Consider the following 22,788-nt stretch of genomic DNA (forward strand, 5'->3'; position numbering starts at 1 on the left):
AATATAATAATTAATTAAGAACTAGCCAACATTTATTAGGAGGAGGAGTGTCCCTTAATGAGAGCCGATCGTTTGTTATCCATCTTACTTTTGCTGCAAAATCGTGGAAAGATGACATCCCGTGAGCTAGCCCAGACCTTAGAAGTGTCTGAACGAACTGTGTTTAGAGATATGGAAGCCTTATGTACAGCGGGAATACCGATTCTTGCCGAACGGGGACGCGAAGGAGGTTGGATGCTCACAGAAGGATACCGGACCTCCTTAACGGGTATGAAGCCCTCAGAAATTGCTACTCTGCTGCTGTCCGCAGACTCCTCGATTTTAAAAGATCTGGGTATACAAAACGACTTCTCTTCTGCCGTGCTTAAGCTGAAGGCTGCTTCCCCATCCAGGCCGAATAATCCAGCCAGTTACCTGAGCCAGCGCATTCATATAGATGGTGCCAGCTGGCACCCTTCCGACGAGACGTACCCGTTTCTTTCTGTCCTTCAGGAAGCTGTTTGGGAAGACCGTAAAGTGAAGATCACTTACCCACGGAATGACGAGATGAAGGAGCGTTTCATTGAACCTCTCGGGTTAGTCGCAAAACGTGGAGTTTGGTATGTAGTGGCACGAACCGAGGGTGAAATGCGGACTTTTCGCGTGTCGAGATTAATACAAGCTGACGCAACTTATGAATCATTTGTCAGACCTGAGGCTTTTGATTTAAAAAGCTACTGGGAACAATCGACTTTAGCTTTCAAAGCAGCACTGCCAAAATATGTAGTGAACTTAAAGGTGAATGAGTCTATTCTTAAAGAATTACAACGTGAAAGATATGTAACTATAACTTTAGTAGAACCCTCTGCTAATACTGGGTGGATGAACGTGGAGGCCGAGTTTAATGCTATAGAATCTGCCTGTCGTATCGTACTCTCTTTCTCTCCTTCAGTTATTGTTTTAGCTCCTATCGAACTAGTAGGGATGGTAAAGTCTGCTATTAAAACAATTTCCACAATATATGAGGAATTTTGACATGAATTCTAAATATCTACTACTTAAAGAAGATTTATGACACTTCTCTATAGACCAATGACCTATAAATCCCCTATAATAACACCATTACATAAAATTTAATAAGGGGGACATTTTACCAATGAGCTGGATGCACAAACTTCCGTTAAAACAAAGAATTGTTGCCGGATGTTACCTCGTTGCCGCACTGTTTGCTATTCCTGTCTTAGTTACGTTAATGATTCTAGGTCAATTTCTCGTAGGAATTATACTAGTAGTTGTTCTTGCAGGTCTGACTTTACCTGTTGCTCGCTTCGTGGAGAGAACGCTTACATCATCTTTTGATGATATTGCTAATGTATCTCACAGTATTTCAAAGGGTGATTTCACTAGCAGAGCGGACGAAAATGGTTCAATGGGTGACGTAAGCCGCTCCTTTAACACAATGATTGATAAGCTCAAGAAGATTCTGACCGATGCATCGCAGATCACCCGTCAAGTTATGGATGCAAGCCGCGGAATCGAAGATAAGAACCAGAACCTGAAAATTGTCATGGCACAAGTAGCCTCTTCTTCTACTGAGCTCGCTCTTGGTGCAAATGAAATATCTACGGATATCGCTGATATGACAGAATCCATTAAAGACATTGAGACCAAAGTATCCAATTATACGAACTCCACCAAAGAAATGAACAGACGTTCAATACATACCTTAGAACTTGTTGAGCAAGGGCGCCAATCCGTAGATACACAGGCTGAAGGCATGCGTAAAAACATAGAGGCTACACAAAAAGTGGCTGATACTATTGAAGCTCTCTCACAAAATGCCCGCGGGATTACGATGATCACCAAGACCATCACAGAGATCGCTGAGCAGACCAACCTGCTGTCACTGAATGCCTCCATCGAAGCTGCTCGTGCCGGAGAGCATGGTCGGGGTTTTGCCGTTGTAGCTCAAGAGGTTCGCAAGCTTGCTGAAGAATCTACGGCATCCACAAAAGAAGTATTCGGCTTGGTCCGCAGCATTGAGTCAGATATTAAACAAGCCATCGATAATATTGCCATCAATGAAGAGGTTGTGCAGGTTCAGAATGAAATGATCACTCAATCTGCCCATATTTTCGCACAAATTGTACAAAGCGTGCAGTACATTACCGAGCAAATCTCTTCATTCTCTGCGGAGAGTGATCTTATGCTAGAAAGTGCCTTGAAAATTTCCAGTGCAATTGAGAATATCTCAGCAATCACCGAAGAAACTGCTGCTGGCACGGAAGAGGTATCGGCGGCTATGAATGAACAGATTAATGCCCTGCAGTCTGTTGCAGAAGAAACGGAAAAAATGACCCAGGCCGTATTTAATCTGCAAAAAACCATTCATATCTTTAAATTCTAGTTCAAAACTATCAACTGCCACCTAAGCTGAGTCTTAGGTGGCAGTTTTTTTCGCGAGGCAAAACTTCATCTCTTGGACAAGACTTTCGTCAAATTTCGAGTTTTTTTAGCGGATTATGTTGACAAAAATTAATGAGGAATATATTGTAAAGGAAAATTATTCTTATCAACTATAAATTAATATTGGCAAAATCCTCGAAAGAGGATGACGCAAAACCATGGATCTACAGCCTCATTTTTTCGTTTGAGGCCATGATTGCCAGGTTGCAGAGGAACCAGGACGGCTGAACTATTGTTCAGTCTTAGCGGCGCCTTATGCCACCAACCTGTGCTTACTATAGAGCACAGGTTTTTACTTTTTGAGTATATTGATCTATCGTATCTATTCGGTAGATTAATAACTAATATATATCAAAAAACTTGTGAGGTGTTTCTTTTGAAGACAGTCGCAGATTACATGGCGGAAGCACTACGTAACCTTGGAGTCACCCATTCTTTTGGGATCATTGGCAAATCCATTTGTCCAATAGTTCTAAAGATGGTGGATTACGGTATTGAATTTATTCCCGGCAGACATGAAGCAAGCTCCGGATTCGAAGCAGCAGGGTATGCGCTGAAAACGGGTAACCTAGGCGTAGCATTTGGTACTTCGGGTCCTGGGGGAACTAACCTGCTTACAGCAGCAGCACATGCGAAAGCTAACAACCTACCTGTCCTATTTATTACCGGCCACCAATCCATTACAGAGCTTGGAATTCCTCAATGTCAGGACTCCACCTCTTTTCTGGCTGATTTAGCTGATATGTTCAGACCTGCCACCTTGTTCAGTAAATTGGTTGAACGTGGGGATCACTTTGGTACTATTTTTAATCATGCGATTTCTGTGGCCCTGACCAAACGGGGTCCTGTTCATCTTTGTATTCCTTTTGATGTACAAACTGAAGTATTGGAAGAATGCAATATAGTAATCCCAGAAAGAGAGTCTCTAATTAGTCAAGCTAATATCGATAGAGTCATCGATGCTATTCAAGCTGCTAAGAATCCTTTGATTATTGCGGGTAAAGGAATTAACCGCTCCGGAGCACATAAAGAGCTTGTTCAACTCGCAGAAACTTTTAATATTCCTGTAGTAACATCTCCTGGTGGAAAAGGGGCTATAGTCTGGGATCACCCACTCTATCATGGTCCTATTGGCGTTGGCGGTTCGACCCACGGGGACGATTTATTGAATAAAAGCGATTTATTTATAGTGCTTGGATCACGTTTAAGTGATATGACCATCTGTAATCTTAAACGGGAGAATCATCCAGCAACTTTAATTCAATTTGATATTGATCCAACCTTTGTCGGAAAAATACTATTATCCAAAACGATACCGGTCACTGGGGACCTGCGCGATAATTTGGTGCACTGCCTAAATCATATTGACCCAAGCACAATCACCAAACGTGAGGCTTTGGCCGATGCGGATTATTCAGAAGAGCTTCCAACCCTTAAGAATCTTTCCCTTGCTTCGGTAATGAGCACTTTAAGTGATTTGATCCCTTATAATAATTCAATTTTCGTTGATGATGGAAGTCATGGATTCCACGCTGCAAAATGGTACAAGGTTAAGAAACCGGGCAGCTTTGTTTTTGATGCGTATTTTGCTTGCATGGGTAATTCGATCGGCATGGCTATTGGTGCAAAAGTCGCAGCTCCTGAAGAAACTGTCCTCTGCATTACAGGTGATGGTTGTTTCATGATGCTCGGCGCTGAGATTAACACCGCTGTCTGCAAAGATATCCCTGTCATCTTTATCGTGGTCAATAATAAGCAACTAGATATGGCTCTTAAGGGTATGGAGAAAACCACAGGTCGTATCGATGGAACTCTATATGAAGTACCAATGGACGCCGTGAAATTCGCTGAATCTCTAGGTGCTAAAGGCTACAAATGTGAGACTGCGGATGAATTCACAGCTGCAATTAAAGATGCGGTAGCTCTAAACCATGTTGCCGTTATTGAACTACTAACAGACCGTGATGAAGTCCCTCCGACTGCACACCGTACTTTGAACCTAAACTAGGAGGCTAACCATGAAGGAAAATATCAACAGTGGTCTCAACCACTTCACGAATCTATCAGGAGACTATGGCGCAAAAGCACTAGCTCCAATTAAAGACCACTTCCCTGACTTGGCTGAATTTATTATGGGGAATGCCTATGGCGATATTTTTCAACGTAATACTATAGCCCCTGACTGGAAGGAAATCGCAGTCATTTCATCTTTAATTTCAATGGGTCAATTCGAACAGTTGGGCGTTCATTATGTCATGGCCCTTCGTGTTGGAGTTACCGTAGAACAGCTTAAAGGTATTCTATTACACTTAGTACCCGTTATAGGGGCACCTAGAATCATCACAGCTTTTAATATCCTGCTTGCAACCATAGAAGAAATCCAATAACCCAACAGTTCGACAACAATATACAAAATTCGACTTTATTATTGCATACACTTGAAAAATATGCCTATAATAGAGTCGGAATATCCCATTACTTGCTGTATAGTGTCGAATTTTGACTTTTATAAAACAGCTAAATGGATATACATGGCTGGATATTGCAGTCGAACTGTTTTGGACAAATTCAATCTATGGGAGAGATTTAGGCATGGGAAGTTTCGTTTTGAAGACAGACACTACAAACAAGGTTATTAACATTGAGTTAGATGGAACATTTTCTGAAGAAGATGGTCTAAAATCTATTCAAGCTTATCAACAAACTATCAATCCAATTACTCCAGCTGACTATGAACTAAAAATCGACTGCAGAAAGCTAAATGTAACTGCACCAGATGTTGTACCTCTTTTAGAAAGCTGCTTTGTAATGTTTAAGAATGATGGATTTGTAAAAGTAAATCTAACGCTTGAAAATAACCCGATCCTCAAAATGCAGCTTTCCCGTCTTGGCCGTAAAGCTGGACTCGATAACATCGAGATCATTTCTGCGGTTACAGTCTAGATCTTTGAATCTTAATATGTAGGCCACATTTTACTGCTTTCCTGGAGGCGTATTATGACCGGAATTCGTATTAAAGGCATTGATATCTATCATCCCAGCAATATAGTTGGTAACGACTTTTTCATTAAGCATTTTGACGAAAAAGGCATTGATATTCGAGGTCTATTATCCGCATTAGGTCGTATTACACGGTATAGTATTAAGGATGCGGATGAGAATTCCCTTACGATGGCTTTTGAGGCTGCCAGGAATGTTCTGGAGAAAAGTGGTCTCACAGGTGCCGATATCGACCTTATTGCCTATGCAATTCAAACTCCTGAGTATATCTTTCCTACCAACTCATTAATGATTCACCGTTTGATCAAAGGCGCATCCCATACGATCTGCATTGACAGTAATGCTAATTGTGCGGGTATGACGGCTTCTGTGGAACAGGTTAGCCGTCAGATGCAAGCGAATCCTAGGATTAAACGAGCGTTGGTCATCGGCTCCGATTATGTAACCCCTCATGCCGATAAGAATGATCCAGTCTATTACGCTAACTTCGGTGATGCAGCGGCGGCAGTCATTCTTGAACAAGCTGAGGATGTGGTCGGTTTCATTGACTCTATCTACCAAACGGATCCTTGTGTTTGCGATAATTCCAAGTTCCCGTGCGCAGGCCTGGCTAAACTGGGTAAACAAGGTGTAGCGGCTGGAGAGTTTAATGTGAAGTTTATTCCTTTTGATAATTCCATTTGTATAGATGCTGCTTCTGAGTCTATTCGTACTCTACTGTCTAACAACAATATCGCGCCTGAAGCCATTAAAGCAGCCTGCTTCTCACAGTTTTCATTGCCTAATATCTTAGAGATGTGTGAGAAAGTCGGCATTGATCGCAATGTAGCGGTATACATAGGGGATGAATTCGGATATACCTCTACCAGCAGCCCATTTATTGCTCTACATAAAGCTGTAACTACTGGAAAGATCGAACGTGGTGATAAAGTCCTGTTCTGGACAGTGGGCGCCGGTTGGCAAAATGTAGCATTTGTTATTGAATATTAGGAGCTGTATAACAAAAAGCGGCAAGCTAGGGATTCACCTAAGCTTGCTGCTTTTTAATATAAATATGAACGCAACATCAGGACTTACTCGCAAAGGTGAGCCCCTTTTCCGCGAGAGCACTCCGTAATAGGACGATCGCCTTTGGCCCCAATCCATGTAGCTGCAGAAGCTCTGCTTCAGTAAGCTTGCTGAATTGTTGAAGCTGAACATATCCAGCCCCATGCAGGGCTCGAAGCGCCGGCTTAGATAGTCCGCCCGGCAGATCAGATTCGGTTCCGTTAACCATAGACATATACAGCCCCTTTATCACTGATATCCTTCATGCTTCTCCCAACCCATGGTACGCGCTACAGCGTCCTTCCAGGCGTTGTAACGACCTTCCCGCTCAGTTATACCCATCTCAGGCGAGAAGACCCTCTCAGCCTTGTTGAAGCTCTCTAGCTGGGCACGTGTCCAGACTCCGGAAGTTAACCCGGCCAGAAGCGCCGCACCCAAAGCTGTTGTCTCCGCATAGGTTGTTCTAGTAACCTCACTGCCCAGGATATCAGACTGGAATTGCATCAGCAAATCGTTACGCACAGCTCCGCCATCCACACGAAGGCCGGTCAATGGCATGCCTGCGTCTTTTTCCATAGCTCCTATTACATCTCTAGATTGAAAGGCTAAGGACTCCAATGTAGCTCGTACCAGATGTCCTGAGGTAGTGCCTCTAGTAAGGCCAAATATGGCTCCACGGGCATACATATCCCAATAGGGTGCCCCGAGTCCGGTAAACGCAGGCACAACGATAACCCCTTCACTGTCCTCTACTTCCCGTGCTTTATCTTCTGAGCCTGCTGGCTCCTCTATAAGACCAAGACCCTCCTGCAGCCACTGAACAGCCGCTCCGGCCACGAACACACTGCCCTCTAGGGCATAATAGAGTTCATCTCCCATACCCCAAGCTACAGTGGTCAACAAGCCATGACTGGAGGCTACAGCTTCTGTGCCTGTGTTCATTAGAATAAAACAGCCTGTACCATAGGTGTTTTTGGCACTGCCGGGTTCTAGACAAGTATGTCCAAACAATGCGGCCTGTTGATCTCCAAGTACAGAGCGAATTGGAATGTCCGCCCCGAACCACTGTTTGTCTGCTACTCCAAATTCGCCGCCAGACATTCTTACTTCTGGCAGGATGGCACGCGGAATACGAAGCTCTTCCATTAGCTCTTCATCCCAGCACCGTTCATGAAGATTAAACAGCATCGTACGTGAGGCATTGGTAACATCCGTGACATGTACGGCTCCGCAAGTAAGTCTCCAAATTAACCAGCTGTCGATCGTCCCCGCTAGAAGTTCCCCTCGATTCGCCCGCTCTCGGGCGCCATCCACATGATCCAGTATCCAGGAGATTTTGGTAGCTGAGAAATAAGCATCTACAACAAGGCCCGTCTTGCTCGCAATAACTTGCTCCAGCCCTTTACTTTTAAGTTCTTCACATTGCTCTGCAGTACGCCTGTCCTGCCACACAATCGCAGGGTATATCGGTTTGCCCGTTATTTTATCCCAGATTAAAGCTGTTTCTCTCTGATTGGTTATTCCGATGGCAGAGATCTCCTCAACTGCTATGCCACCCCGCGCAATCGCATCTCTTGCCGCTGCGAGCTGTGACGCCCAGATTTGCTCAGGGTCATGCTCTACCCAGCCTGGATGGGGGAAGGATTGTTTAACTTCATATTGACCTTGTGAGACCCATTTAGCCTCCGTATCGAACAATATGGCTCGTGAGCTGGTAGTACCTTGGTCTAAAGATAAAATCATTCTATGCCCTCCCAAGCAAAACCTACAAGATATGTTCCACGATGAACAAGATTAATGTGTTTGTTTCAACAAAAAGCACCTCTGCTGTCAGAGGCGCTATCACACATTGTGTTTGGAATTACTGTTTTTCGACAGGAAGTCTTAGCGTAAAGGTTGTACTTTCGCCTAGTTTGCTTGAAGCTGAGATGGTCCCGTGATGCGACTCTACAATATTTTTAACAATCGCAAGCCCAAGTCCCGTTCCACCTGATTCTCCCCGTACACGCGCCTTATCAGCTTTGTAGAAGCGGTCAAATATATACGGCAGATCCTCTGGTGGAATTCCAACCCCTTCATCCTGAATTTTAATCTCAAGATAACGACGGCCTTCTAATACACAAGTTCCTGTATGAACCGTGATTTTTTTGCCACCCTGTGTGTGGCGAAAAGCATTATCGAGTAAATTGGTTAAGACTTGTTCCAGTTTATCCTCATCCGCCGCCTTCAGAACAGCAATATCACTCTCTTGTTGTAAGTGAAGATGGATATCGCGCTCTTTCGCACGTACAGAAAATTTACGGTAGACTCGTTCCAGCAGTTCGTTCATGTCCACCTGAGCTTTCATCATATCCGTATGTCCGGCTTCCATTCGGGCAAGATCAAGCAAATCCTTAACCAGACGCCCCATACGCAGTGATTCGTCATGAATGACCTGGATCAGCTCACTGCTTTCTTCGGGGGATGAAGCCATCCCGTCCAATAAAGCCTCACTGTACCCTTGCATCATCGACAATGGCGTGCGGATTTCATGGGAGACATTAGCTACGAAGTCTCTGCGCATCTTTTCCAGACGCACCTCTTCCGTCACATCCCGCAGTACAGCAACTACTCCCCGGATGCTGCCTTCAGAATATAACGGTGCCATATGAACAGACCAGACGCCCTGCCGTACATGTACATTGGAGCGGTCATCGCCACCTTGCTTCAAGGTGCTTAAAAATAAAGGACGCAGGGGAGGAGGAACACTGCTCTCAGCCGTTTCGGGATGGAGCTCAGCATCACTCGCATGTTCCCACTGCAAATCGCTCCAGCTCTCTAGCAGAGCTTGGCCATGCGGATTGGTCAAAATAATCTGCCCTTCAATGTCAAAGGTGATCACAGCATCGCTCATACTGCGCAGTACGCTAGACAGATGCCCCTTCTCATGATGCAGACTGCGAATGTTCTCTTCAAGCTCCTCAGCCATGTGGTTAAAGGAAGTAGCCAACTGGCCAATTTCATCACTTGTGACAAGCGTAAGCCTTGTTCCGTATTCACCCCGGCGAATGTTATTCGCAGCTTCAATGACACGCTGCATCGGCTGAGTAATTTTGGTAAACAAAAACAATGCAAAAAATGTCGTCAAAGAAAATCCGATCATACAAGTATACATAAATAAACGTTTGATATCTCCGGAATTGGCAAAGTTACTGTCTATGTAGGGAAGCAAAAATAACCCCAAGGTAATAAGCACGACAGCGACCAGGCAGATGATCGTAACCCACAGTTTGCCGACAAGACTTCTCCAGAAGTTCACTTATTTAGGTACCTCTAGTTTGTAGCCTACGCCCCATACGGTCGTAATCATCGCTGCAGATTCCGGTGATACTTTATTCAGTTTTTCACGAAGACGTTTTACGTGAGTATCTACAGTACGCAAATCTCCGAAAAATTCATAATTCCAGACATCCTTAAGCAGTTCTTCACGAGAAAATACTTTATCAGGCGAAATAGCCAAATAATGCAGAAGTTCATATTCTTTAGGTGTCAAACTTACTTCTTCACCACCAGCAGTCACACGGTGAGCATCATGTTCAATAATAAGATGAGTAAATACAATGTTATTGCTGGAATTGCTCTCCTTGGACAAGAAAGCAGTTGCCGAAGAACGGCGCATAATAGCCTTCACCCGGTAAATGACTTCACGTGGACTGAAGGGCTTCACAACATAATCGTCTGCGCCCATCTCAAAGCCTTGGACACGGTTGATCTCTTCGCCTTTAGCTGTAAGCATTAAGACCGGTGTTGACTTCACTCCTCTGAGTCTTGTCAGCACTTCCATCCCATCGATGCCAGGCAGCATAACATCCAGCAAAATTAGACCGTAGTCATTTGCTGTTGCTTTACGAAGAGCGATTTCTCCGTCTTCCGCTTCATCGATTTCATAACCTTCTTTTTCAAGATACATCTTTAGCAGGCGGCGAATGCGTTCCTCATCATCCACTACCAGAATTCTGTTTAAATGATCTGCCATTTCACTACAACCCCTTCATCAATACAGTAGAACGTAACCTTTAAACCATTGTGCAACGTTAACAGGTAAACTATGCTCAGTCCGTCCCCGCGTAAGAATGAAGTCCGGCGATGACTAAATTAACGCCAACCAGAGTAAACATTACGACCAGGAAGCCAAGCACAGCCAGCCAGGCAGATTTTCTTCCTTGCCATCCACGAGCCAAACGTAAATGAAGATAAGCGCTATAGAAGAGCCAAGTGACAAGCGCCCAGACTTCCTTAGGATCCCATCCCCAGAATCTTCCCCAAGCGATTTGCGCCCATATCATTGCAAAGATCAAAGCGCCTAATGTGAAAATAGGAAAGCCAATGGCTATCGCCCTATACGTAATCTCATCTAGATCGCCCTCATCAATTCCGTCCATCACTGGGTGTAAAGCAGTACCCAGCGGTTTACGTACGATCAAGCGAAGAACTCCGTAGAGGATTAATCCCGAAAGGAGTGACCAAATTACAGTATTAAACTTCCGTCCAGCATTTACACCATTCATCCAAGATGGTGCCTCAAAGAGTGGTTCTTTTATGCCAAGAAACGACTGGAAGCTCTCAATTTCGCTATTGTGAGGTGCCACAATCGGCGGCATTCGATAACTCACTTTCTCTATTGTACTATTTTCCTGCCCGGGGCTGTCAATCGTAACGTTCGTACGGACAAAAACAGTTTCATAGCCTGCTCCGCGGAATGCAAAAACAGAACCCAGAAACCCAATTATAACAATGATTGAAAAGAGAGTAAATTCGACCAGCCTCTGTTGCTTGCGATCCGCCTTCTCTTTACTGGAAAAATTGACTGTTCGCAGCAGATACATCAGTCCCGCCGCAAACCCTACTGCGAAGAAGGATTCACCTAGTGCAGCCAGTGTTACGTGAATCTTTAAGTAGTTCGATTGAAGAGATGGAATCAGCGGCTGTACTTCCTGTGGAAATACTGCGGCATAAGCCATCACAATAATACTGATTGGAACTGCAAAAAGACCCAAGATTACCTTACGATAAATAGCGTACATCACAGTAAAGGCAACCATCACCATCATCGATAAAAAAGTCATGAACTCATACATGTTGCTGACCGGAATATGCCCTGAGCCCGCCCAGCGTGTAAAGAAATAAATAAGATGAAAGATAAGACCTATTGAAGAGAAAATAAAAGCAATTTTGCCCCAACGTGCGGTATGTTCCTCCGGCTTGCGGCCTGACCACTTGCGACCCATGATGGCGATAGTGAATAACATAAACGAACCGCTGTATAATAAAAATGCGGCAATAAAGACAGCGCTGCTGATGTCGAGCAAGCTCATGAAAGGCCTCCTCCATTATCTAATGATTTTTCATCGACTACCAGATCTACTTTTTCTAAAATAGAAACGATCTCACGGCGGAACCCGAACCAGTTCTTGTTCGTATGTCCTCCGAGGATAAGCTCCCCGTTAGCAACGGTAAGCCAGATACGTCTATGCTGCCAGTAGAAGCCAAGCACTAAACCCAGCATCACGATTGCTGCACCTAGCCATACAAACGGCATTGCACGATCAATACGTATATTCAAGTAAGTAGTCGATTCCGAAAAATCAACGTCGCTCATGTTGTCCACTTCAAGCTCAAGAAATCTATTGCTCCCGCCAAGCTTATCGTTAATGGCAGCCTGTTGAAACTGCGCCTTATCCACCTGTTTAGGAAAATAGAAATACTGCTGCCCTTCCGCCGGGAGATCCGGACCTTGTATCAGGAACAAAAAAGCAGGTGCATTCGGATAAGGTGATTTGGAAATCGGCTGGCCCTCCTCATTTAGACCAAAATCCATATACTTTTCTTTCAAAGTTAAAGTATAAGGACCCGCCTGAATTGCCCGCTGAGGGTTCTTCATGTCCAGCTTAAATTTGCCGTACGCCTCGCCAGTGGTGGAATTCTTAAGCTCAGGCTGTACCGAACGCAGCACAGGGGTCAGATCATAATCAAACTGATACGCTTTCAATCCTTTATAATCCAAAGGTGAATTTACTTGGATATCATGTTTCGTCACCTCGGATAGCTGCGGTTCCTTCGAAGGGTCTCCACAATCCGCGGTGCATTCATAAAGCACAGCTTGGGTCTGGAATAGCTTTGGAAGTATTTTTTTGCCGCGAAATTCCTCAGGCATCTCTTCCTCCGTATAAAACTCCACGGTAAATTTCTCATTTTTCAAATAATAGGTGGTGTCCGGAATCTGTGTGATCTCCCCTTGCGGGAAAGCAAGATGCTGATCCATGTTCAGTCCCGGCAATCCTCTTGCTAATACAGCAAGTAAAAAAATAATTAAGCCAATATGTATTACATAAGGTCCCCAGCGGCTGAAGCGATGTTTCTCTGCCAGCAGAGCCCCTCCATCCGTCTTCACGCGATAGCCCTTTTTACGCATAGGCTGAATTACCCGGGCTACCCAAGCTTCTGGTTCCTCTTGTACTTCAGTCACTAACACAGCTTTTTGCCGAGTTAAGAACTGACGATGTTTCCGAATCTTTTGTCTGGTTAAGGCCTTATAGAGCGGAAGTACTCGATCCAAGCTACAGATCACAAGTGAAGCGCCGATCATTACGAGTAGAGTTACAAACCACCAGGATTCGTATGTATGTGAAAGTCCAAGTTTGTGATAAATATATCCGGCTGTTCCGTACTCTTGCTTGTAATAAACTGAGGCATCAATATTAAGAAAAGTACTCTCCTGCGGGAAAATCGTCCCCAGCATAGAGCCTATAAGTGTCAACACGATCAGATAGATCGCTATTTTGACGGAAGAGAAAAAGTTCCACACCCGATCAATAATCCCCGGGTTAACGCGCTGAGATCGGCGAGCTACGCCATCGTAACGCATTTCCAAATTCTCGCCCCAGTCTGATTCCTTCCCCAACGGCTTCCCGCATGCTTCGCATAAAACAGTACCTACAGGGTTCTGGTGACCACATTCACATTTGGTATTGGTTATAAATGCCTCGCGTTCACTCATCAATCCACCAGCTTCCCAATTTGATCATCAAGTGAATTCAAATCAAGCTGGCCGATATGAATGTTGTCAATTTTACCCTTGGAATTAATGAATAAGGTAGTTGGCAGCGGAGAAATACCATAACTTCGTACAGCATCACGTCCAGTGTCCATCAAAATCGGAAAATCGATGTTTACCTGCTTCACAAAATTCTCGACAGTCATCCGGTCTTCGCCCACATTAATGCCTAAGACCACTACGTCTTTGTCCTTCCATTTCTCCCATTGCGCTTGGAGAGCCGGCATTTCTTTGACACAAGGTGCACACCAAGAGCCCCAGAAATTAAGCACAATAGTCTTGCCCTTATATTCGTCTAGGGTATGAGCCAGACCGTCAAGCCCAAGCAAATCAAAGGAAGGTGCTTTGCTCCCTTCCTCTGGTTTGCCGCTTCCCCCAAATACAGAGGAACCGATGGCATAACCGCCCACTATAACAATTAGAAACAGAATCACGATTTGAATTGGTTTTCTTGCTTTACCCACACGTAAAGCCCCCTTCTGTGACGCAACTCATACTTATGTTGTAAGGTGTGAACATCCTATGAACATTATAGCGAATTTCGTCACAGCTTTAGGGGGTTTAATTGTGAATATTCTGTGTCTTTATGACTCTTTACGTGGAGTTCTTTCTTTAAGCAATCCTGCTTTGGCAATTTGCTGCAGATGGTTAATTTCATCCTTGGTCAAATGACGGTAAGAGCCACGTTTGAGATTTTGCAGCATAATATCCCCGAATGAAATCCGTTTCAGACGGAGTACGGGGTGTGAAATCGCATCAAACATGCGTCGTACCTGACGGTTACGTCCCTCGTGAATCGTGATGCTGATAACCGCTTCCTTATTTGCCTCATCAATATCCTTGTACTCTACTTCCGCAGGCGCTGTCATGCCATCTTCCAGCTTGATGCCAGCTTTCAGCTTGTCCAATGCAGTGCCATGCGGTATACCCTTGACCGTAGCATGATACGTCTTAGGTACATGATGCTTCGGATGAGTCAGCAAGTTAGCAAAGTCCCCATCATTCGTCAGCAGCAGCAAACCTTCCGTATCGTAATCGAGCCGGCCTACAGGGTAAACCCGTTCAGTAATTCCTTTTAGGTAGTCAGTTACAACCTTACGACCCTTTGGATCGGAAGCGCTTGTGATTACTCCCTTAGGTTTGTTGAACATAATATAGATTTTGTTCTCGCCCCGGATCAGTCTACCGGAAACTTTAATAATATCTGTTGCGGGGTCCACCTTCGTGCCAAGCGTAGTTACGAGTTCCCCGTTGACTTCCACTTTACCGGCCAAAATCATTTCTTCACACTTGCGTCTGGACGCCACACCGGCCTGCGCCAAAATTTTCTGTAATCTTTCCATATTCGACTAGTCACCTCAGATCAATGATAACCATCAGAGGGATAAATCACAAGTTCATTCCAAGGAAAAAATGCTCCTGGGCAGGAATTATTGTGGGGTTCGATGATTAAAGGGGAGATTTGGTAGCGTTCTACTAATTCTAAAACGAGTTTAGCCGTTGCAAAAAGCTGCTCCTGCCTTCCGGATATTGGAGGATCGCCCACTTTCTTACCAAAATCACCTTCCAAACAAATATGAATATACTCCGGATCTGTCAGTAGCGGTGCTGCATAAATTGCGCCATCCACTCCTACCCAGAAGTCAAAACCTTTACCGTTAATGGATGTGCAGCTAGAATGATGCAGAATAAAACCTTTATAGTTCATTGCGGAATGCCCCCCTCCACATTGCTGCAATAGCATATGTTCAGGGGGGCAATGGGGTGACTATCCAAATAATAGCAAACACACAGCGATCGCGGCGACAAAGCCGACAACATCGGAGAACAGGCCAACCTTAAGCGCATAACGGCCATTCCGTACGCCTACAGCTCCAAAGTAAACGGTCAAAACATAAAGCGTAGTATCTGTGCTCCCCTGTATGGTGGAAGCAATCATACCAATTAAAGAATCCGGGCCATGCACACGGATTAGATCCGTAGTGTAAGCAAGCGACCCAGTCCCCGTAAGCGGCCGCAGAAGACCAAGCGGCAATACTTCTGCCGGAACACCAAGCCCCCGCAGGGCTGGGGATATGAAGCCCATAAAAAAATCCAGCGCACCGGAAGCGCGAAAAACGCTGATCGCAACCAGCATCCCCACAAGATGGGGAATAATCGCAATGGCCGTGCCAAACCCATCTTTCGCACCTTCAACAAAGGATTCGTAGACTGGCACTTTGCGCGTAAAAGCATAGAGCGGGATGAACGTGATCATGACCGGAATCGCCCATGCCGATATGAGACTGATAAACTGGTACAAATCACGTTCACCCTTTCAATGAGGAATTAGGGAGTGTTGTCTTCGCCAAAGGAGGAACCCCGGACTTTGCTGAAGGGGGCTTCGGCGGTTTGCGCAATAAAGTCAACCTTCGGAAAAACCGGTCTGCCGCAATCGCTGCAAGTGTAGCCACGGCCGTTGCTGCAAGTGTTGTACCTACTATGCCTGCGGGATCGGCTGAACCATAGTTTAACCGGATGGCAATCAGTGTGGCCGGGATAAGCGTAATGCTTGCTGTGTTAAGCGCTAGAAGAGTACACATGGCTGGTGTCGCGGTCTCTTTATCAGGGTTGAGCTTTTGCAGCTCCTGCATCGCCTTGATGCCCATTGGCGTTGCGGCATTGCCTAGTCCGAGCAGATTAGCACTCATATTGGAGAGAATATATCCTATGGCAGGATGCCCTTTCGGCACATCAGGGAATAAAAAAGCTACGACAGGGCCAAGCACCTTGGCAATCTTTTTAAGCAAACCTGCATCTTCTGCTATCTTCATAATCCCAAGCCAGAACACAAGCACACTGATTAAGCCAAAACTTACCGTTACCCCACTCTTGGCTCCGTCGAATACGGCGGCTGTAAACTCATCCATTCTGCCGTTAACGGCGGCGAACAGAAAACCGATGATGATCATTCCTAGCCAAATCCCGTTAATCATGGATACGCCTCCTTCTTCATTCATCAGCCCATTTTCTTATTTCGAACTCGCTCCCATTTCAAATAGAGCCTTCAGTGCACTGCCCAGCGCCTGGAACCAATTATTTGCCGGATAAGCCTGTGCTAGTGTTGGACTGTACTTTTTCATATAAGCAGATTGCTCAGGAGGCAGGTTCTCAGGAGTATACACCGGCACGCGACCTATTTCTTTTCCGCCCAGCTCCAGCACAAGCGCCCCTTGCAATCCAAAATTCGCTCGTGTAGCTTCGGCTGAAGCACTTTCCTTCTGATTTAAAACAAGTTTCGTGATCACTCTATTTTGTTCACCTTGTCCAAGTGGATAAGCAAAGGTTTTGGAGGTTACAAAGTTATAGCCCGTCACGGCATCACCACGTTCGATCAGTGTTTTGAGCGGATAGTGATTAAACCCGAAGTTTAACAGGGAAGCATGATCATTCCAGTCATCGCCGTCATTTATAGTAACTGCGACAAGCTGCTGGCCGTTTCTGGTGGCAGAGCTGACAAGGCAGCGCAGTGCTTTTTTGGTATAACCTGTCTTTACACCGTCCGCTCCCTCGTATAAATACAGCATCTTATTTTTGTTTCTCCATTTGTAATCCCATTTCTCATTTGGATTGTCTGCAGTTTTCTCCTGCGTCTTCACAATTTCTTTAAATACAGGATTATGAAGAGCATAAGCGGTCAGAACAGCCAAGTCGTTAGCACTTGAATAATGCCCTTCAGCGTCAAGACCATGGGGATTAGCAAAATGAGTATGGGTTAGCCCTAGCTCCTCAGCCTTAGCGTTCATAAGGTATACAAAACCTTCCTCAGAACCACCGATATGCTCAGCGATCGCCGTTGCTGCATCATTCCCTGAGCGCAGCATCAGGCCATACAGCATATTTTCCAGCGTCATCTCTTCTCCCTGCTGCAAGTAAATAGAAGAGCCTTCTTTCGCATAGGCATTTTTTCCTACTTTGACTTTAGAGGCTAAATCACCATTCTCAATGGCGACGAGGGCGGTCATAATTTTGGTCAAGCTGGCAATAAGCATAGGCTCATCCCCACGGCTGCTGTACAAAATACGCCCAGATTCCACATCAATCAGTGCCGCTGCTCTTGCATGTGTAGAGATAGAGCTGTTCTCGGCCTGAATTGAAGATAGCGGCGCCAGAAGCAGCAGCGAAAGGCACAATATTAAGGCGAATGGCCATTTACGGGTTATTGTCTTCATGTTCATCCTCCGGCTTCTTATCGGATCTTAAGTAAAAGTGTTTATGTTGTACAAGTGTATGCGGACCAGCCTTAGGGTATGTCCACTCCTTGGGATGTTCCACACAAAATATCCCCACAACGTGAGGCTTTGCTTCGATACATTCTCAGGTAATTTGCGGGGATCAAAATATACTTTCTGACACGTCAAAAAAGGGACACCGCCTGTGTATGGCGATATCCCCGAGGCTATTTGTAGAATTATGTGTACCTAATGAGTTGAAGATTGAGATGTACTTGGATCGGTTTTAACAGGTGCTGCTGCCGGTGTGGCAGGTGTTGGCGGCGTTTGAGCTGCAGCATTGCCGGTTTGGAACATCGTTTGAATTTTGTCGATGAGCCCTGGTGTTGCATCGATGATTTTTTCGAATAGGTGAGTTTGATTGTCCAGAGGGACAATATTCACTCCATCCTTACCTACCACTAAAAAAGCGATCGGTCGAATGGAGACGCCTCCCCCGCTACCTCCACCAAATGGAAGCATTTTGACTCCACCTTGGGAGCTTGAACCACTTATAGAATCTTCTACTCGATAATCACTACCACCAGCAGCAAATCCAAAGGCAACTTTACTGATAGGCAGGATAATGCTGCCGTCAGGGGTTTGTACTGGATCACCGACAATGGTATTCACATCTACCATACCCTTGATATTTTCCATCGCTGTTTGCATTAGGCCTTGAATAGGATGGTCGCTCATATTGTTTCCTCCTTTAATTGAGTACGATTTCTCTTTCTTCTACAGCGTATATCATCCCCACATCCGCCCATTTGTATGTAACTTTCATTTTAAACTTTCCCGTGTGGCTCCTGACGCATCTGTTTCAGCAGATTTCTCCAATGGCCGATCCCGCCTTTTTCACGCAAGACACGCCGAGATAGCCGCATTAAGGCATACAAAGTATAGCCGACTGACATTTTCCCCTTACAGACAAACTCCATTGCAAAACAAAGCTCATCTTCAAAAACAGGCTTAACAAAAATTCGAGGATGCTGCTGCAATTTCACCCACTGCGAAATAAAACCAACAATACTCCATTTCAGGCCCCAAACCGCTCCCGATGCGGTCGCAGTGTCTGCTGCATCACCAAGAGAGAAATCGGTGGACCAATCGAGCTTTGATATTTTGACATGAGCTACAGTCTCTTTTAACCATTCCTTCAAGCCGCGTGTAGATTTCACAGCTTGGTTAACATTGGCGCGCCAGTGCATTACTCTTTCTTTATCAAATATCTCTTCTTTTACGGTATCTACACCTGTCGTCGCAGTCCCTGTCTCTTTAAACTTTCCCCACACACCCTGCTCCAATCCCTTAAAGACCAATTGGGGAAGTTCATAGTGAAGCTTTATCAAACCAAAAAGAGAGGTAACATCTAATTCGAGCAGGTCATTTTTTCCATGTTTATAACACCGTATGCGGAAATCGATAGATGAAGACAGGACCAAGATCAGTGCCAGTACAAGCAAAACAAGGGGAATTGCAAGCCATAACGTCACGTATTTACCTCCAAGAAACCTTAATAATGGGAACCTTTGGTTTAGTATGGCAATTTAAGCTGGAAAAAATTCGGGGTTTGCATAAAAAATATGAGCTTAAATAAAATAGGGACTGTCCCAAACCACATAAATGGTTTAAGGGCAGTCCCTTCAATACAATTATTAGCGTTCTCGTACGAACTAAGGCTGCTCGACATCCTCAAAAGTCATTTGAGTATCCAGCTTATTGAACAATAGCTGTGTCTCTTCTTCCAAATTATCCGTGGACTCAAAATTTGTTGGTTCCGGCAGATCCTTTAGACTGGCAAGACCAAAGCTCTCCAAGAAGGATTTAGTCGTCCCGTACAAAATTGGCCGGCCTACCGCTTCCGCACGACCAACCTCATGAATCAAATCCTTGTTATTCAGCGTATGAATTGCGCGTTCCGACTTCACACCCCGGATCTCTTCAATCTCCACCCGCGTAATCGGTTGGCGATAAGCCACGATTGCGAGAGTCTCTAAGGCAGCCTGAGACAAGGTTGATCTGGATGGTGAATAGGCCAGACGCTCAAAATAGTGGGCATGATCAGGCAATGTAGCCAGCCGATAATTCCCGGCAATTTGCACTACCTGTAAGCCCCGCTCCTGTGCTACATAATCTTCTTTTAGTTCCTCTAATGCTCCAGCCGCAAGCTCTGGGCGCTGTTCCGTAATTTCAGCCACTTGGCGTACGGAGATTCCTTCATCCCCTGATAGAAACAGCAGGCCTTCAATAATCGATTTCAGCGTTTTGTAATCCATTGAAGTGTTCTCCTCCTCTCCACTCCATTACGATGTCATCAAACAATTTCTCTTGGTAGCAAAAAATCGCCTTCATTTTCATCAGTTCCAGAATCGCAAGAAAAGTAACTACGATTTCGTGCCGTGCCATTTCATCGTGAAGCAGTGCCGAGAAATGCAGCTTACCGCCTGTTCCTCTGCGCTGCAGCGCATCTGATACATCACGTATACGATCTTTTACCGATATTTCATCCCGGGTGATCCGCTGGTAAGAAGACCTTCTGGCAGCCTTACTTAGCGCTTTACGAAAAGCGGCTATTAAGTCTGAAGTATGTAGTCCTTTTAGCGTTTGATCAATCTCTTCTGGCACGAATGGACCCAAATCCTCAGGCTCCTTCGTAAAAATCAAGCTCCGCTCGCTCTCCATATCCATTAAATGTACAGCAATACTCTTGAACTTACGATACTCAATCAGTCGCTGAACAAGTTCAGCTCGTGGATCAAATTCATCCTCTTCGTAATATTCAAAATCATCGATCTCAATGACCGGTGGTTTGGGCAGCAATAGCTTGCTCTTTATAGATAAAAGGGTAGCGGCCATCACGAGAAATTCACTCGTAATATCCAATTCAAGCTCCTGCATGCTACGCAGGTATTCCATATACTGTTCGGTGATCTCGGCGACCGGAATGTCCTGGATGTCGATTTCCGCCTTATCAATTAAATGCAAGAGCAGATCCAGCGGACCTTCAAACGTCTCCAGCTTGTACAATACAGTCACGAAGCATCCTCCCGCCAAAAAAAGTAAAGTGCAGCGCCCGTCTGGACGCTACACAAGTAGAAAGGGCTCTTATAATCCATGCTTTCTTCTTATACTATAAATAAGCACGAATTCGACTGATTCGTCAATAGCTGACTTACTTAAACAGTTTGTTAAGATTCGCCATTTCAATCGCAGCAGTCGCAGCATCCCAGCCTTTATTGCCTGCTTTGGTTCCTGAACGCTCGATGGCCTGTTCAATATTTTCAGTAGTGACTACGCCAAAAATGGTCGGCACGCCGGTCTTAAGATTGATAGCGGCTACTCCTTTGGCAACTTCATTACATACATAATCATAGTGTGTAGTGGAACCACGGATAACCGTTCCTAAGGTGATTACAGCGTCGTATTTGCCGCTTTCAGCCATTTTTTGCGCGATCAACGGAATTTCAAATACCCCTGGAACCCAAGCAACATCCACTTCATCATCACCAACACCATGGCGTTTAAAGGCATCAAGTGCACCTGACAAAAGCTTGCTGGTAATAAATTCATTAAAACGTCCTACAACAACTCCGTATTTTAACCCCTCAGAAACTAAGTGTCCTTCTAAATATTTCGGCATATCCATCATCTACCCTTCGTTTTTTATAATGTATGTTTAAGCTTTCGAATCCTCATTTTGTTCAATATCGTCAAAAGACAGCATATGTCCAAGCTTCGCTTGCTTCGTGTGGAGATAATTGGTGTTGTCCTTGTTCTCCGGCATTTGTATCGGCACGCGCTCAACGACTTCCAACCCATAACCCTCCAGCCCTTTGATCTTACGCGGGTTGTTCGTGAGCAGACGGATTTGGCGCACACCCAGATCCTTCAGAATCTGTGCTCCAATTCCATAGTCACGCAGATCTGCTGGAAAACCAAGCTTTAGATTCGCATCTACAGTGTCAAGACCTTCCTCTTGCAGCTTGTAAGCCCGAAGCTTATTGATAAGGCCAATGCCTCTGCCTTCTTGGCGCATATAGAGTAACACGCCCCTACCGGCAGTTTCGATCTGCCGCAGTGCAGCTTCAAATTGCGGGCCGCAATCACAGCGATGGGAGTGGAATACATCACCAGTCAGGCATTCGGAATGTACACGTACAAGCACTGGCTCATCGCCGGAAATATCGCCTTTTACCAAAGCTACATGCTCTTTATCATCCACTTCATTTGTATAAGCAATGGTCTGGAAATCTCCAAAATCGGTAGGAAGTCGTACAGACACTTCGCGTGTGACGAGTTGTTCTTTTTCGTTGCGATAATGAATAAGATCCTTGATACTGATCAGCTTAAGATCATGCTTGCGGGCTATTTCGATTAGATCAGGTAAGCGGGCCATTGAGCCATCTTCCTTGATAATCTCGCAAATGACACTGGCTGGATAAGCGCCACACATCCGCGCTAGATCAACAGCAGCCTCCGTATGTCCGGAGCGGCGCAGAACGCCACCTTTTTTCGCAATCAGCGGGAACATATGCCCCGGTCTGCGGAAATCAGCAGGTTTCGCTTTTGGATCGATCATGGCTTTAACGGTCAAAGATCTTTCCCCCGCAGAGATCCCAGTGGTTGTATCTTTATGGTCAACAGATACGGTAAAAGCCGTACCGTGATTATCGGTATTGTGGGTTACCATAGCTTGCAGTTCAAGTTCTGCCGCACGCTCTTGGGTAATAGGCATACAAACCAATCCACGTCCCTCAGTAATCATAAAATTGATGACCTCTGGTGTCGCACGTTCAGCAAGGGCTATAAAATCCCCTTCATTCTCACGATCTTCATCATCCACTACAATGATGACTTTACCGCGCATTAAGTCATATATTGCTTCTTCAATCGGATCCAAGACACTTTCCTTTTTCGATTGCTCGCTCATGATCCTATCCTCCTAAAAGC

General features: G+C 45.1%; 24 protein-coding genes and 1 riboswitch. Of the genes, 6 read left to right on the forward strand and 18 right to left on the reverse strand.

The window, feature by feature from the left end; translation table 11 throughout:
• The first annotated feature begins 57 nt into the window (after positions 1-57).
• From MHI15_RS04070 to MHI15_RS04095, 6 genes are all read left to right on the forward strand, one after another.
• A complete protein-coding gene (locus MHI15_RS04070; RefSeq protein ID WP_076278349.1) occupies positions 58-1,014 on the forward strand; it encodes a helix-turn-helix transcriptional regulator in 957 nt (318 codons plus the stop codon).
• 121 nt (positions 1,015-1,135) lie between these two features.
• The gene (locus MHI15_RS04075) at positions 1,136-2,386 is read left to right on the forward strand and encodes a methyl-accepting chemotaxis protein (RefSeq protein ID WP_036676188.1); all 1,251 of its coding nucleotides are present in this window, start codon (positions 1,136-1,138) and stop codon (positions 2,384-2,386) included.
• 174 nt (positions 2,387-2,560) lie between these two features.
• Positions 2,561-2,657, forward strand: a riboswitch (cyclic di-GMP riboswitch).
• A 155-nt stretch (positions 2,658-2,812) separates the two neighbouring features.
• The gene (locus tag MHI15_RS04080) at positions 2,813-4,453 is read left to right on the forward strand and encodes a thiamine pyrophosphate-binding protein (protein ID WP_139329858.1); all 1,641 of its coding nucleotides are present in this window, start codon (positions 2,813-2,815) and stop codon (positions 4,451-4,453) included.
• A 10-nt stretch (positions 4,454-4,463) separates the two neighbouring features.
• The gene (locus MHI15_RS04085) at positions 4,464-4,832 is read left to right on the forward strand and encodes a carboxymuconolactone decarboxylase family protein (RefSeq protein ID WP_036676184.1); all 369 of its coding nucleotides are present in this window, start codon (positions 4,464-4,466) and stop codon (positions 4,830-4,832) included.
• Between the two features lie 112 nt (positions 4,833-4,944).
• Entirely contained in the window at positions 4,945-5,388 is a 444-nt protein-coding gene (locus MHI15_RS04090; RefSeq protein WP_248548483.1) for a hypothetical protein, read from the forward strand.
• A 54-nt stretch (positions 5,389-5,442) separates the two neighbouring features.
• A complete protein-coding gene (locus MHI15_RS04095; protein ID WP_341164142.1) occupies positions 5,443-6,435 on the forward strand; it encodes a ketoacyl-ACP synthase III in 993 nt (330 codons plus the stop codon).
• Between the two features lie 76 nt (positions 6,436-6,511).
• On the opposite strand, the gene MHI15_RS04100 is transcribed toward MHI15_RS04095, so the two are convergent.
• From MHI15_RS04100 to MHI15_RS04185, 18 genes are all read right to left on the reverse strand, one after another.
• Positions 6,512-6,727, reverse strand: a complete 216-nt coding sequence (locus MHI15_RS04100; protein WP_076184031.1) for a DNA-binding protein — start codon at positions 6,725-6,727, stop codon at positions 6,512-6,514.
• A 14-nt stretch (positions 6,728-6,741) separates the two neighbouring features.
• Positions 6,742-8,235 carry a glycerol kinase GlpK gene (gene glpK, locus MHI15_RS04105; protein ID WP_076213562.1) on the reverse strand — a complete coding sequence of 498 codons (1,494 nt, stop codon included), beginning with the start codon at positions 8,233-8,235 and terminating at the stop codon, positions 6,742-6,744.
• Positions 8,236-8,353: 118 nt separating this feature from the next.
• Positions 8,354-9,790, reverse strand: coding sequence for an ATP-binding protein (locus MHI15_RS04110; protein ID WP_076127471.1), 1,437 nt, complete (start codon positions 9,788-9,790; stop codon positions 8,354-8,356).
• Complete coding sequence (locus MHI15_RS04115) at positions 9,791-10,507, reverse strand: response regulator transcription factor (RefSeq protein WP_036676174.1); 717 nt, start codon at positions 10,505-10,507, stop codon at positions 9,791-9,793.
• Positions 10,508-10,583: 76 nt separating this feature from the next.
• The gene (ccsA, locus tag MHI15_RS04120; protein ID WP_076127469.1) at positions 10,584-11,846 is read right to left on the reverse strand and encodes a cytochrome c biogenesis protein CcsA; all 1,263 of its coding nucleotides are present in this window, start codon (positions 11,844-11,846) and stop codon (positions 10,584-10,586) included.
• On the reverse strand, positions 11,843-13,528 hold the full coding sequence (gene resB / locus MHI15_RS04125) for a cytochrome c biogenesis protein ResB (protein ID WP_076127467.1): 1,686 nt from the start codon (positions 13,526-13,528) through the stop codon (positions 11,843-11,845). Before resB ends, ccsA begins: the two co-directional genes overlap by 4 nt.
• Complete coding sequence (locus MHI15_RS04130; protein ID WP_038572444.1) at positions 13,528-14,049, reverse strand: redoxin domain-containing protein; 522 nt, start codon at positions 14,047-14,049, stop codon at positions 13,528-13,530. The genes resB and MHI15_RS04130 overlap by 1 nt, the downstream gene beginning before the upstream one ends.
• A gap of 120 nt (positions 14,050-14,169) precedes the next feature.
• Positions 14,170-14,928 carry a pseudouridine synthase gene (locus tag MHI15_RS04135; protein ID WP_036676166.1) on the reverse strand — a complete coding sequence of 253 codons (759 nt, stop codon included), beginning with the start codon at positions 14,926-14,928 and terminating at the stop codon, positions 14,170-14,172.
• 20 nt (positions 14,929-14,948) lie between these two features.
• Complete coding sequence (locus tag MHI15_RS04140; protein WP_076127466.1) at positions 14,949-15,293, reverse strand: N-acetylmuramoyl-L-alanine amidase; 345 nt, start codon at positions 15,291-15,293, stop codon at positions 14,949-14,951.
• 60 nt (positions 15,294-15,353) lie between these two features.
• The gene (locus MHI15_RS04145; protein ID WP_036676158.1) at positions 15,354-15,887 is read right to left on the reverse strand and encodes a spore maturation protein; all 534 of its coding nucleotides are present in this window, start codon (positions 15,885-15,887) and stop codon (positions 15,354-15,356) included.
• Positions 15,888-15,894: 7 nt separating this feature from the next.
• Positions 15,895-16,560, reverse strand: coding sequence for a nucleoside recognition domain-containing protein (locus MHI15_RS04150; protein WP_076127464.1), 666 nt, complete (start codon positions 16,558-16,560; stop codon positions 15,895-15,897).
• A 36-nt stretch (positions 16,561-16,596) separates the two neighbouring features.
• Positions 16,597-17,802 (reverse strand): D-alanyl-D-alanine carboxypeptidase family protein, encoded by a 1,206-nt coding sequence (locus MHI15_RS04155; protein WP_076192224.1) that lies wholly within the window; start codon positions 17,800-17,802, stop codon positions 16,597-16,599.
• A 243-nt stretch (positions 17,803-18,045) separates the two neighbouring features.
• Positions 18,046-18,534, reverse strand: a complete 489-nt coding sequence (gene ytfJ / locus MHI15_RS04160) for a GerW family sporulation protein (protein ID WP_076127461.1) — start codon at positions 18,532-18,534, stop codon at positions 18,046-18,048.
• Between the two features lie 89 nt (positions 18,535-18,623).
• Positions 18,624-19,331: a DUF2953 domain-containing protein gene (locus MHI15_RS04165; RefSeq protein WP_076127459.1), complete on the reverse strand. Its 708-nt coding sequence runs from the start codon at positions 19,329-19,331 to the stop codon at positions 18,624-18,626.
• A gap of 180 nt (positions 19,332-19,511) precedes the next feature.
• The gene (gene scpB, locus MHI15_RS04170; protein ID WP_076310293.1) at positions 19,512-20,114 is read right to left on the reverse strand and encodes an SMC-Scp complex subunit ScpB; all 603 of its coding nucleotides are present in this window, start codon (positions 20,112-20,114) and stop codon (positions 19,512-19,514) included.
• The gene (locus MHI15_RS04175) at positions 20,083-20,874 is read right to left on the reverse strand and encodes a segregation and condensation protein A (RefSeq protein WP_036676147.1); all 792 of its coding nucleotides are present in this window, start codon (positions 20,872-20,874) and stop codon (positions 20,083-20,085) included. Before MHI15_RS04175 ends, scpB begins: the two co-directional genes overlap by 32 nt.
• 136 nt (positions 20,875-21,010) lie before the next feature.
• Entirely contained in the window at positions 21,011-21,478 is a 468-nt protein-coding gene (gene ribH / locus MHI15_RS04180; protein ID WP_036676377.1) for a 6,7-dimethyl-8-ribityllumazine synthase, read from the reverse strand.
• Positions 21,479-21,514: 36 nt separating this feature from the next.
• Positions 21,515-22,768 carry a bifunctional 3,4-dihydroxy-2-butanone-4-phosphate synthase/GTP cyclohydrolase II gene (locus tag MHI15_RS04185; protein WP_076127453.1) on the reverse strand — a complete coding sequence of 418 codons (1,254 nt, stop codon included), beginning with the start codon at positions 22,766-22,768 and terminating at the stop codon, positions 21,515-21,517.
• Between the last annotated feature and the right edge of the window lie 20 nt (positions 22,769-22,788).

The sequence above is a fragment of the Paenibacillus sp. FSL H7-0918 genome, from assembly GCF_038007025.1.
GTDB lineage: Bacteria > Bacillota > Bacilli > Paenibacillales > Paenibacillaceae > Paenibacillus_AQ > Paenibacillus_AQ odorifer.

Coding starts and splice junctions, on each gene's coding strand:
- MHI15_RS04070 (WP_076278349.1), top strand. CDS start 58: ATGAGAGCCGATCGTTTGTTATCCATCTTACTTTTGCTGCAAAATCGT.
- MHI15_RS04075 (WP_036676188.1), top strand. CDS start 1,136: ATGAGCTGGATGCACAAACTTCCGTTAAAACAAAGAATTGTTGCCGGA.
- MHI15_RS04085 (WP_036676184.1), top strand. CDS start 4,464: ATGAAGGAAAATATCAACAGTGGTCTCAACCACTTCACGAATCTATCA.
- MHI15_RS04095 (WP_341164142.1), top strand. CDS start 5,443: ATGACCGGAATTCGTATTAAAGGCATTGATATCTATCATCCCAGCAAT.
- MHI15_RS04100 (WP_076184031.1), bottom strand. CDS start 6,727: ATGTCTATGGTTAACGGAACCGAATCTGATCTGCCGGGCGGACTATCT.
- glpK (WP_076213562.1), bottom strand. CDS start 8,235: ATGATTTTATCTTTAGACCAAGGTACTACCAGCTCACGAGCCATATTG.
- MHI15_RS04115 (WP_036676174.1), bottom strand. CDS start 10,507: ATGGCAGATCATTTAAACAGAATTCTGGTAGTGGATGATGAGGAACGC.
- ccsA (WP_076127469.1), bottom strand. CDS start 11,846: ATGAGCTTGCTCGACATCAGCAGCGCTGTCTTTATTGCCGCATTTTTA.
- resB (WP_076127467.1), bottom strand. CDS start 13,528: ATGAGTGAACGCGAGGCATTTATAACCAATACCAAATGTGAATGTGGT.
- MHI15_RS04135 (WP_036676166.1), bottom strand. CDS start 14,928: ATGGAAAGATTACAGAAAATTTTGGCGCAGGCCGGTGTGGCGTCCAGA.
- MHI15_RS04140 (WP_076127466.1), bottom strand. CDS start 15,293: ATGAACTATAAAGGTTTTATTCTGCATCATTCTAGCTGCACATCCATT.
- MHI15_RS04150 (WP_076127464.1), bottom strand. CDS start 16,560: ATGATTAACGGGATTTGGCTAGGAATGATCATCATCGGTTTTCTGTTC.
- MHI15_RS04155 (WP_076192224.1), bottom strand. CDS start 17,802: ATGAACATGAAGACAATAACCCGTAAATGGCCATTCGCCTTAATATTG.
- ytfJ (WP_076127461.1), bottom strand. CDS start 18,534: ATGAGCGACCATCCTATTCAAGGCCTAATGCAAACAGCGATGGAAAAT.
- scpB (WP_076310293.1), bottom strand. CDS start 20,114: ATGGATTACAAAACGCTGAAATCGATTATTGAAGGCCTGCTGTTTCTA.
- ribH (WP_036676377.1), bottom strand. CDS start 21,478: ATGCCGAAATATTTAGAAGGACACTTAGTTTCTGAGGGGTTAAAATAC.
- MHI15_RS04185 (WP_076127453.1), bottom strand. CDS start 22,768: ATGAGCGAGCAATCGAAAAAGGAAAGTGTCTTGGATCCGATTGAAGAA.